At 65.4% G+C, this 11,488-nt stretch carries 6 protein-coding genes; all 6 read left to right on the forward strand.

Annotated features, from left to right (window positions below):
- Nucleotides 1-178 precede the first annotated feature (178 nt).
- A complete protein-coding gene (gene rplJ / locus VLG41_RS03615; RefSeq protein ID WP_325348029.1) occupies nt 179-685 on the forward strand; it encodes a 50S ribosomal protein L10 in 507 nt (168 codons plus the stop codon).
- 46 nt (nt 686-731) lie between these two features.
- Complete coding sequence (gene rplL, locus VLG41_RS03620; protein ID WP_325348030.1) at nt 732-1,112, forward strand: 50S ribosomal protein L7/L12; 381 nt, start codon at nt 732-734, stop codon at nt 1,110-1,112.
- A gap of 348 nt (nt 1,113-1,460) precedes the next feature.
- Nucleotides 1,461-5,579, forward strand: a complete 4,119-nt coding sequence (gene rpoB, locus VLG41_RS03625) for a DNA-directed RNA polymerase subunit beta (protein ID WP_325348031.1) — start codon at nt 1,461-1,463, stop codon at nt 5,577-5,579.
- A gap of 25 nt (nt 5,580-5,604) precedes the next feature.
- Nucleotides 5,605-9,816 (forward strand): DNA-directed RNA polymerase subunit beta', encoded by a 4,212-nt coding sequence (gene rpoC, locus VLG41_RS03630; protein ID WP_325348032.1) that lies wholly within the window; start codon nt 5,605-5,607, stop codon nt 9,814-9,816.
- Nucleotides 9,817-9,946: 130 nt separating this feature from the next.
- Complete coding sequence (locus tag VLG41_RS03635) at nt 9,947-10,540, forward strand: LemA family protein (protein ID WP_325348033.1); 594 nt, start codon at nt 9,947-9,949, stop codon at nt 10,538-10,540.
- 26 nt (nt 10,541-10,566) lie between these two features.
- On the forward strand, nt 10,567-11,488 hold a 922-nt coding region (locus VLG41_RS03640), incomplete at its 3' end, for a M48 family metalloprotease (protein WP_325348034.1).

An 11,488-nucleotide genomic window follows, 5' to 3' on the forward strand; every position in this document is an offset into this window, starting at 1 on the left:
CAATCGCGAAGCCATCCAAGACCGTTGGCGCCGACCTTGACCGGTCGGCTTAATCGTCAAAGGCCAACGCAGATGGCGATCCCGCCGCTGAAGGATTCGAGAGTGTCCTGCAACGGTTGATCGCTGCAATGAGGCGTGTGGCGGGTGGTGACACCCCCGCACATTGAAGGAGTGAACCTTGAGTCTGAATCGCAGTGAGAAAGAAGCGGTCATCAATGAAGTGACCAGCCTCGCCGCCAAAGCTCAAACCCTCGTGATGGCGGAATACCGCGGCATCACGGTCGCCTCCATGGACCAGCTGCGCATCAGCGCCCGCAAGAGCGGCGTGAGCTTGAGTGTGTTGAAAAACACCCTGGCCCGCCGCGCGGTCGCCGGCAGCGCGTTCGAGGTGGTGGCCGACAAGATGACCGGTCCGCTCGTCTACGGCTTCTCCGAAGACGCCGTGGCCGCCGCAAAGGTGGTGGCCGATTTCGCGAAGACCAACGACAAGCTGGTCATTCGCGGCGGTGTCTACGGCGGCAAGGCGCTGGACGTCGAAGGTGTGAAGCAACTGGCCAGCATCCCCTCCAAAGAGGTCCTGCTGGCGCAGCTTTGTGGCCTGCTCAAGTCGCCGATCTCGCGTACCGCGGTGGTGCTCGGCGCGCTGGCCAAGAAAAAAGGCGAAAGCGAAACCGCTGCCGCCTGATGGCCGCAGCTTCCCGCATACATCAACCGATTGATAGGAAATTCAAATGGCATTCGATAAAGACGCATTTCTGACCGCCCTGGACAGCATGTCGGTCATGGAACTCAACGACCTGGTGAAAGCCATCGAAGAGAAGTTCGGCGTGAGCGCCGCCGCCATGGCCGCTCCGGCCGCTGGTGGTGCTGCTGGTGGTGGCGCGGCCGCCGCTGAAGAAAAGACCGAGTTCAACGTCGTGCTGACCGAAGCCGGCGCCAACAAGGTGTCCGTGATCAAGGCCGTGCGCGAAATCACCGGCCTGGGTCTGAAGGAAGCCAAGGACCTGGTCGACGGCGCGCCGAAGAACGTGAAGGAAGGCATCGCCAAGGCCGACGCCGAAGCCGCCGTGAAGAAGCTGGTGGAAGCCGGCGCCAAGGCCGAGCTGAAGTAAATCGGCCCGGGCCTACTGCGCGACCCGATCTCGGCGCTGCGGTGCTCACCGTACTTCAGTACGGCTCCGCTCCTCGCACCGACCTCGGGTCGCTCGCTACGGCCCGCATCCGATTTACAACCGGGCAGGTTTCCCAACCTGCCCTTTGCGCTTTCAGAGCGCACCTGGAATCGTTGCCTTGCAGCGTTTCCAAGTGTCTTCTGAACCCGACTGCAGAAGACCACTTGGTTCGGGCCCGCGTGCAACGCGTGGGCCGTCCGCCATCGGTTGGTAGAGGCCAGCCACCAAGCTCGTCAGCGCCGCACGCCGCTGACCGACAGTCGCCAAGACCTCAAGCCCGGAGATCTCATGGCATCGAAGTACTCATACACCGAACGCAAGCGCATCCGAAAAAGCTTCGGCACGCGCGAGAACGTGCTCACCATTCCTTATCTGCTGCAGATGCAGAAGGATGCCTACACCGCTTTCCTGCAGGCCGATGTGCTGCCCAAGCAGCGCACCGACGAGGGTTTGCAGGCCGCGTTCACGGCGGCTTTCCCGATCGTCTCGCACAACGGCTTCGTCGAGATGAAGTTCGTCGAGTACAACCTGGCCAAACCCGCGTTCGATGTGCGCGAGTGCCAGACGCGCGGCCTGACCTTCGCGTCCGCCGTGCGCGCCCGCGTGCAGCTCATCATCTATGACCGCGAGTCCTCGACGCCGCAGTCCAAGGTGGTCAAGGAAGTGAAGGAGCAAGAGGTCTACATGGGCGAAGTGCCGCTCATGACCGACAAGGGCTCCTTCATCATCAACGGCACCGAGCGCGTGATCGTCTCGCAGCTTCACCGCTCGCCGGGCGTCTTCTTCGAACACGACAAGGGCAAGACGCACAGCTCGGGCAAGCTGCTGTTCTCGGCCCGCATCATTCCCTACCGCGGCTCCTGGCTTGATTTCGAATTCGATCCGAAGGACGTGCTGTTCTTCCGCGTCGACCGCCGCCGCAAGATGCCGGTCACCATCCTGCTCAAGGCCATCGGCCTGACGCCGGAAACCATCCTGGCGAACTTCTTCGTCAACGACCACTTCCGCATCATGGACAGCGGCGCGCAGATGGCCTTCGTGCCCGAGCGCCTGCGCGGCGAAGTGGCGCGTTTCGACATCACCGACAAGTCGGGCAAGGTCGTGGTGGCGAAGGACAAGCGCATCACCGCGCGCCACACGCGCGAGCTGGAGCAATCGGGCACCACGCACGTGAGCGTGCCCGAGGACTTCCTCATCGGCCGCGTGGTGGCCAAGAACATCGTCGATCCGGACAGCGGCGAGATCATCGCCAAGGCCAACGAGGAAATCACCGAGGCGCTGCTGAAGAAGCTGCGCACCGCGTCGATCCAGGAGCTGGCCTGCATCTACACCAACGAACTCGACCAGGGCGCCTACATCAGCCAGACCCTGCGCATTGACGAGACCGCCGACGAGTTCGCCGCTCGCGTGGCCATCTACCGCATGATGCGCCCCGGCGAGCCGCCGACCGAGGACGCGGTGCAGGCCCTGTTCCACCGCCTGTTCTACAACCCGGACACCTACGACCTCTCGCGCGTGGGCCGCATGAAGTTCAACGCCCGCGTGGGCCGCGACGAGGCCACCGGCCCCATGGTGCTGTCCAACGACGACATCCTGGCCGTGGTCAAGATCCTCGTGGACCTGCGCAACGGCCGCGGTGAAGTGGACGACATCGACCACCTGGGCAACCGCCGCGTGCGCTGCGTCGGCGAGCTGGCCGAGAACCAGTACCGCACCGGCCTCGCGCGCATCGAGAAAGCCGTGAAGGAGCGCCTGGGCCAGGCCGAGCAAGAGCCGCTCATGCCTCACGACCTGATCAACTCCAAGCCGATTTCCGCGGCGCTCAAGGAGTTCTTCGGCGCGTCGCAGCTGTCGCAATTCATGGACCAGACCAACCCGCTGGCCGAGATCACGCACAAGCGCCGCGTCTCGGCCCTGGGCCCGGGCGGTCTGACGCGCGAGCGCGCCGGCTTCGAGGTGCGCGACGTGCACGTCACGCACTACGGACGCGTGTGCCCGATCGAAACGCCCGAAGGTCCGAACATCGGCCTGATCAACTCGCTGGCCCTGTACGCCCGCCTCAACGAGTACGGCTTCATCGAGACGCCGTACCGCCGCGTGATCGATGGCAAGGTCACGAACCAGATCGACTACCTGTCCGCCATCGAGGAAGGCAAGTACGTCATTGCCCAGGCCAACGCCGCGCTCGACAAGGACGGCAAGCTGGTCGGTGAACTGGTCTCGGCGCGCGAGAAGGGTGAATCCATCCTGACCGGCCCCGACACCATCCAGTACATGGACGTGTCGCCCGCGCAGATCGTCTCGGTGGCCGCTTCGCTCGTGCCGTTCCTGGAGCACGACGACGCCAACCGCGCGCTGATGGGCGCCAACATGTCGCGCCAGGCCGTGCCCGTGCTGCGCCCCGAGAAGCCCTTCGTGGGCACCGGCATCGAGCGCGTGGCCGCGATCGACTCCGGCACGGTGGTGACCGCCAACCGCGGTGGCGTGGTCGACTACGTCGACGCCACCCGCATCGTGATCCGCGTCAACGACGAGGAGGCGGTGGCCGGTGAAGTGGGTGTGGACATCTACAACCTCATCAAGTACCAGCGCTCCAACCAGAACACCAACATCCACCAGCGTCCCATCGTGAAGAAGGGCGACAAGCTGGCCAAGGGTGACGTGATCGCGGACGGTGCGTCCACCGACCTCGGCGAGATCTCGATCGGCCAGAACATGCTGATCGCCTTCATGCCCTGGAACGGCTACAACTTCGAGGACTCGATCCTCATCAGCGAACGCGTGGTGGCCGACGACCGCTATACAAGCATCCACATCGAGGAGCTGGTGGTGATGGCGCGCGACACCAAGCTGGGCGCCGAGGAAATCACCCGCGACATCCCGAACCTGGCTGAGCAGCAGCTCAACCGCCTGGACGAGTCCGGCATCATCTACGTCGGCGCCGAGGTGCTGCCCGGCGACGTGCTGGTGGGCAAGGTCACGCCCAAGGGCGAGACCACCCTCACGCCGGAAGAGAAACTGCTGCGCGCCATCTTCGGCGAGAAGGCCTCCGACGTGAAGGACACCTCGCTGCGCGTGGAGCAGGGCTCGCAGGGTACCGTGATCGACGTGCAGGTGTTCACCCGCGAAGGCATCCAGCGCGACAAGCGCGCGCAACAGATCATCGACGATGAGCTGAAGCGCTTCCGCTTGGACCTGAACGACCAGCTGCGCATCGTCGAGGCCGACGCCTTCGACCGGATCGAGAAGCTGATCACCGGCAAAGTCGCCAACGGCGGCCCGAAGAAGCTCGCCAAGGGCACGACCATCGACAAGGCCTACCTGGCCGACGTCGAGAAGTACCACTGGTTCGACATCCGCCCGGCGGACGACAACGTGGCCGCTCAGCTCGAGTCCATCAAGAACTCGATGGAGCAGACGCGCCACAGCTTCGACCTCGCCTTCGAAGAGAAGCGCAAGAAGCTCACCCAGGGTGACGAGCTGCCTGCGGGCGTGCTCAAGATGGTCAAGGTCTACCTGGCCGTCAAGCGCCGCCTGCAGCCTGGCGACAAGATGGCCGGCCGCCACGGCAACAAGGGCGTGGTCTCCAAGATCGTGCCCGTTGAAGACATGCCGCATATGGCCGACGGCACTCCCGCCGACGTGGTGCTCAACCCGCTGGGCGTGCCCTCGCGCATGAACGTGGGCCAGGTGCTCGAAGTGCACCTGGGCTGGGCCGCCAAGGGCCTGGGCCAGCGCATCGGCGACATGCTGCAGCGCGAAGCCAAGGTTGCCGAAGTGCGCCAGTACCTCGAAACCGTCTTCAACCAGGCGGGCAAGAAGGAAGACTTCGCCGCCATGTCCGACACCGAGGTGCTGGAAATGGCCGAGAACCTGCAGCACGGCGTGCCGTTCGCGTCGCCCGTGTTCGACGGCGCCTCGGAAGACGAGATCCGCGCGATGCTCAAGCTGGCCTACCCGGACGACATCGCCGCCCTCAAGGGTCTGACTGAGACGCGCACCCAGGCGCAGCTCTACGACGGCCGCACCGGCGACGCTTTCGAGCGCAAGACCACTGTGGGCTACATGCACTTCCTGAAGCTGCACCACCTGGTCGACGACAAGATGCACGCCCGTTCCACCGGCCCGTACTCGCTCGTCACCCAGCAGCCGCTGGGCGGCAAGGCGCAATTCGGTGGCCAGCGTTTCGGCGAGATGGAGGTCTGGGCGCTGGAAGCCTACGGCGCCTCCTACATCCTGCAGGAAATGCTCACCGTCAAGTCCGACGACGTGCAGGGCCGCACCAAGGTGTACGAGTCCATCGTCAAGGGCGAGCACACCATCGACGCGGGCATGCCCGAGTCGTTCAACGTGCTGGTCAAAGAGATCCGCTCGCTCGGTATCGACATCGAACTCGAGCGTTCGTGATCCACAGAAGTAAAGGAAAGCTCACATGAAATCCTTGCTCGACCTGTTCAAGCAGTTCACGCCCGACGAGCATTTCGATGCCATTCGCATCGGTCTGGCATCGCCGGAAAAAATCCGCTCGTGGTCTTTCGGCGAAGTGAAGAAGCCCGAGACCATCAACTACCGCACCTTCAAGCCGGAACGCGACGGCCTGTTCTGCGCCAAGATCTTCGGCCCCATCAAGGACTACGAGTGCCTGTGCGGCAAGTACAAGCGCCTGAAGCACCGTGGGGTGATCTGCGAGAAGTGCGGCGTTGAAGTCACGCAGACCAAGGTGCGCCGCGAGCGCATGGGCCACATCGACCTGGCCGCGCCTTGCGCGCACATCTGGTTCCTGAAGTCGCTGCCGTCGCGCCTGGGCCTGGTGCTCGACATGACGCTGCGCGACATCGAGCGCGTGCTGTACTTCGAAGCGTACGTGGTGACCGACCCCGGCATGACCCCGCTGAAGAAGTTCGGCATCATGTCCGAGGACGACTACGACGCCAAGCGCAAGGAATACGGTGACGAGTTCGTCGCCAAGATGGGCGCCGAAGGCATCAAGGAACTGCTTGAAGCCATCGATCTCGACGTCGAGATCGAGAAGCTGCGCAACGACCTGACCGGCTCCGAGCTCAAGATCAAGAAGAACGCCAAGCGCCTGAAGGTCATCGAGGCCTTCAAGCGCTCGGGCATCAAGCCCGAGTGGATGGTGCTCGACGTGCTGCCCGTGCTGCCGCCGGACCTGCGTCCGCTGGTGCCACTGGACGGCGGCCGCTTCGCGACCTCCGACCTGAACGACCTGTACCGCCGCGTCATCAACCGCAACTCGCGCCTCAAGCGCCTGCTCGAACTCAAGGCGCCCGAGATCATCGCGCGCAACGAGAAGCGCATGCTGCAGGAGGCCGTTGACAGCCTGCTGGACAACGGCCGCCGTGGCAAGGCCATGACGGGCGCGAACAAGCGCGCGCTCAAGTCCCTGGCCGACATGATCAAGGGCAAGAGCGGTCGCTTCCGCCAGAACCTGCTGGGCAAGCGCGTCGACTATTCGGGCCGTTCGGTCATCGTGGTGGGCCCGACGCTCAAACTGCACCAGTGCGGCCTGCCCAAGCTGATGGCGCTCGAGCTGTTCAAGCCCTTCATCTTCTCGCGCCTGGAAGCCATGGGCATCGCGACGACCATCAAGGCCGCGAAGAAGGAAGTGGAAGCCGGCACCCCCGTGGTGTGGGACATTCTCGAAGAGGTCATCAAGGAGCACCCGGTTCTGCTGAACCGCGCGCCCACGCTGCACCGCCTGGGCATCCAGGCCTTCGAGCCCATCCTGATCGAAGGCAAGGCGATCCAGCTGCACCCGCTGGTTTGCGCGGCCTTCAACGCCGACTTCGACGGCGACCAGATGGCCGTGCACGTGCCGCTGTCCGTGGAAGCGCAACTGGAAGCCCGCACGCTGATGCTGGCCTCCAACAACGTGCTGTTCCCGGCCAACGGCGAGCCCTCCATCGTGCCTTCGCAGGACGTGGTGCTGGGCCTGTACTACGCCACGCGCGAGAAGATCAACGGCAAGGGCGAAGGCATGATCTTCGCGGATCTGCCCGAGCTGCAGCGTGCGCTGGACAACGGCGTGGTGGAACTCACCGCGCGCGTGAGCGTGCGCCTGGTGGAATGGACCAAGGACAAGGTCAGCGGCGAGTTCGTCTCCGGCCTCAAGCTGGTTGACACCACCGTGGGCCGCGCCCTGCTGTCGGAGATCCTGCCCAAGGGCCTGCCCTTCGCGGTGCTCGACAAGCCGCTGAAGAAGAAGGAAATCTCGCGCCTCATCAACGCGAGCTTCCGCAAGTGCGGCCTGAAGGAGACCGTGGTCTTCGCCGACAAGCTGCTGCAGAACGGCTTCCGCCTCGCCACGCGCGCGGGCATCTCGATCGCTGTGGACGACATGCTGGTGCCGAAGGAGAAGAGCGGCATCATCGAGCGCGCCGAGTCCGAGGTGAAAGAGATCGCCCAGCAGTACGCCTCCGGTCTGGTGACCGCGGGCGAGCGCTACAACAAGGTGGTGGACATCTGGGGCAAGGCCGGTGACGAGATCTCCAAGGTCATGATGGCCCAGCTGGCCAAGCAGAAGACCACCGACCGCGCCGGCAAGGAAGTGGACCAGGAGTCGTTCAACTCCATCTACATGATGGCCGACTCGGGCGCCCGCGGTTCCGCGGCGCAGATCCGCCAGCTCGCCGGCATGCGCGGCCTGATGGCCAAGCCCGATGGCTCCATCATCGAGACCCCCATCACGGCGAACTTCCGTGAAGGCCTCAACGTGCTGCAGTACTTCATCTCCACGCACGGCGCCCGCAAGGGCCTGGCCGACACGGCGCTGAAGACCGCGAACTCGGGCTACCTGACGCGCCGTCTGGTGGACGTGACGCAGGATCTGGTGGTCACCCATCAGGATTGCGGCACCTCCAATGGCACGCTGATGCGCGCCATCGTCGAGGGCGGTGAGGTCATCGAATCGCTGCGCGACCGCATCCTGGGTCGCACCACGGCCGAGGAAGTGATCCACCCCGAGACGCGCGCCGTGCTGGTGCAGCCGGGCGAGATGCTCGACGAGGACACGCTCGACGTGCTCGAGGCCGCTGGCGTCGACGAAGTCAAGGTGCGCACCGCGCTGACCTGCGAAACCCGCTACGGCCTGTGCGCGAAGTGCTACGGCCGTGACCTCGGCCGCGGTGGCCTGGCCAACATCGGCGAAGCGGTGGGCGTGATCGCCGCGCAGTCGATCGGCGAGCCGGGCACGCAGCTGACGATGCGCACCTTCCACATCGGTGGTGCGGCCTCGCGTGCGGCGGTGGCGTCCAGCGTCGAAGCCAAGTCCAGCGGCGTGATCGGCTTCAACGCCACGATGCGCTACGTGACCAACTCCAAGGGCGAGCTGGTGGTGATCGCGCGTTCGGGTGAGATCATCATCCAGGACGAGCACGGCCGCGAGCGCGAGCGCCACAAGGTGCCGTACGGCGCCATCCTCACGATCAAGCCCGACCAGAGCATCAAGGCCGGCACCATCCTGGCCAATTGGGATCCGCTGACCCGACCCATCATCACGGAATTCGCCGGTACGGTGAAGTTCGAGAACGTGGAAGAGGGCCTCACGGTGGCCAAGCAGGTCGACGACGTGACCGGTCTGTCCACGCTGGTGGTGATCGATCCCAAGCGCCGCGGCGCCACGAAAGTGGTGCGGCCGCAGGTCAAGCTGATCGACGCCTCCGGCAGCGAGGTGAAGATCCCCGGCACCGACCACGCCGTGACCATCGGCTTCCAGGTCGGTGCGCTGATCCAGGTGCGCGACGGCCAGGACGTGGGCCCCGGCGAGGTGCTGGCCCGCATCCCGGTGGAAGGCCAGAAGACCCGCGACATCACGGGTGGTCTGCCGCGCGTGGCCGAGCTGTTCGAGGCGCGCTCGCCCAAGGACGCCGGCATCCTCGCCGAGATGACCGGCACCGTGTCCTTCGGCAAGGAGACCAAGGGCAAGATCCGCCTGCAGATCACCGACCCCGAGGGCAAGGTCTGGGAAGAGCTCATCCCGAAAGAGAAGAACATCCTGGTGCACGAAGGCCAGGTGGTCAACAAGGGCGAGAGCATCGTCGACGGTCCGGCCGATCCGCAGGACATCCTGCGCCTGCTGGGCATGGAAGAGCTCGCGCGCTATATCGTCGATGAGGTGCAGGACGTCTACCGACTGCAGGGTGTGAAGATCAACGACAAGCACATCGAGGTGATCGTTCGCCAGATGCTGCGCCGCGTCGTGGTCGAGAACCCGGGCGACTCGTCCTACATCGGCGGCGAGCAGGTCGAGCGTTCGGAGATCCTCAACACCAACGACGCCCTGCGCGCCGACGGCAAGATCCCCGCGACCTACAGCAACATCCTGCTGGGCATCACCAAGGCCTCGCTGTCCACCGACTCGTTCATCTCCGCGGCCTCCTTCCAGGAAACCACGCGCGTGCTGACCGAGGCGGCCATCATGGGCAAGCGCGACGAGCTGCGTGGCCTGAAGGAGAACGTCATCGTCGGCCGCCTGATCCCCGCGGGCACCGGCATGGCGTACCACGAGGCGCGCAAGGTCAAGGAGAAGATGGACGACGAAGAGCGCCGCGCCATCGCCGAGGCCGACGCCCTGTCGCTGGCGGCTGACCAGGCCGATGCGGCGGCCGGCGAGTCCGCCGAGTAAGCGGCCCGGCGCCCGTCAGCGCCGACAAGCCCCCGGTCGAAAGGCCGGGGGCTTTTTCTTTGGGGGGCGATATTTCGCGCGCTATAGTCCCCCGCCCGCAGACGGCGGGGGAAGGCAAGGAGTGAACACGATGAGCGTTCTGCAATGGGTGCTGCTGCTGGCGGCGCTGGTGGTCTTCTTCTGGGCGGTCGGGGCCTACAACCGGCTCGTGCGCTTGCGCAACGGCATCGCCAATGCGTTCGGTCAGATCGACGTGCAGCTCAAGCGCCGGCACGACCTGATCCCCAACCTCGTGGAGGTGGCGCGCAAATACCTTGAGCACGAATCGCAGACGCTGGAGGCGGTGATCGCCGCGCGCAATCAGGCGCGCAGCGCCGAGCAGGCGGCGTCCGGCGCGCCGCTCAATCCCGCGCTCATCAGCACACTCTCGGGCGCCGAACAGATGCTGGGCGGCGCGCTGGGCCGCCTGATGGCCGTGGTGGAGGACTACCCCGAGCTCAAGGCCGATCAGAACATGCGCGAACTCAGCGAGGAGCTCTCGAGCACCGAGAACCGCATCGGCTTCGCGCGCCAGGCCTACAACGACCAGGCCAACGACTACAACGACGCCGCGCAGCAGTTCCCCACGCTGATCGTTGCGCGCCTGTTCAACTTCCAGCCGCAGTCCATGCTGGAGTCGACCACGAGCGAGGCCGAGCGCCAGCCGGTCAAGGTTCAGTTCTGAGCCGCCCCGATCGAAGCAGGCTGCGCATGCGTTTTGCCGAATCCCAGCGCGAGGCCCGTGCGCAAAGCCGGTGGCTGGTGGTCGCCTTCGGCTTCACGGTCTTGTTGCTGGTGCTCGCGGTCAACGCCGCCGTGGCCCTGGGCTGGGTTCTCACCGGGCCGATCTGGCTGCCGGGCGAGCTCTATTTCCCGCGCCACTTCTGGGCCGTGAACACCGGGGTCACCCTGCTCTTCGTCCTGGGGGGCTGGTGGGTTGAAACCTCGCAGCTCGAACACCAGGGCGGTGTGCGCCTCGCCGAGCGCATGGGTGCGCGGGCGGCCCAGCCCTCGGGGCAGCTAGACGAACAGCGCTTCGTGAACATCGTCGACGAACTGGCCATCGCCTCGGGCCTGCCGCGGCCCACCGCCATGGTGGTCGCGCGCGACCCCTCCATCAACGCCTTTGCCACCGGCTGGGACACCGACGACGCGGTCGTGGCCGTCACGCGCGGCGCGCTAGACCACCTCACGCGCGAAGAATTGCAAGGCCTGGTGGCGCACGAACTGAGCCACATCGGCGAGGGCGACACGCGCCTGAATCTGCGCCTGGCCGGCATGGTGTTCGGCCTGGAGATGATCTACCGGCTGGGCCAGCGCCTGATGGAGCCGGGTGAACGGGGCGGGCGCCTCGTGTGGTTCGTGATCGGTCTCTTCCTGATGGCGGTGGGCTGGCTGGGCTGGCTCGCGGGACACGCGCTGCAGGCGGCCGTCTCGCGTCAGCGCGAGTTCCTGGCCGACGCGCGCGCCGTGCAATGGACGCGCAGCCGCGACGGCCTGGGCGGCGTGCTGCGCAAGGTCATGACGCAGCAGCGCGAGCGAGCGCGCGTGGGCACGGACACCATCGGCTCGCCGCTGCAGCACCTGCTGCTGGTGGGCAACGAGGCCGGTCGCCTGGCGCACTGGCTTGACT

It is taken from the genome of Hydrogenophaga sp., assembly GCF_035481345.1.
GTDB lineage: Bacteria > Pseudomonadota > Gammaproteobacteria > Burkholderiales > Burkholderiaceae_C > Hydrogenophaga.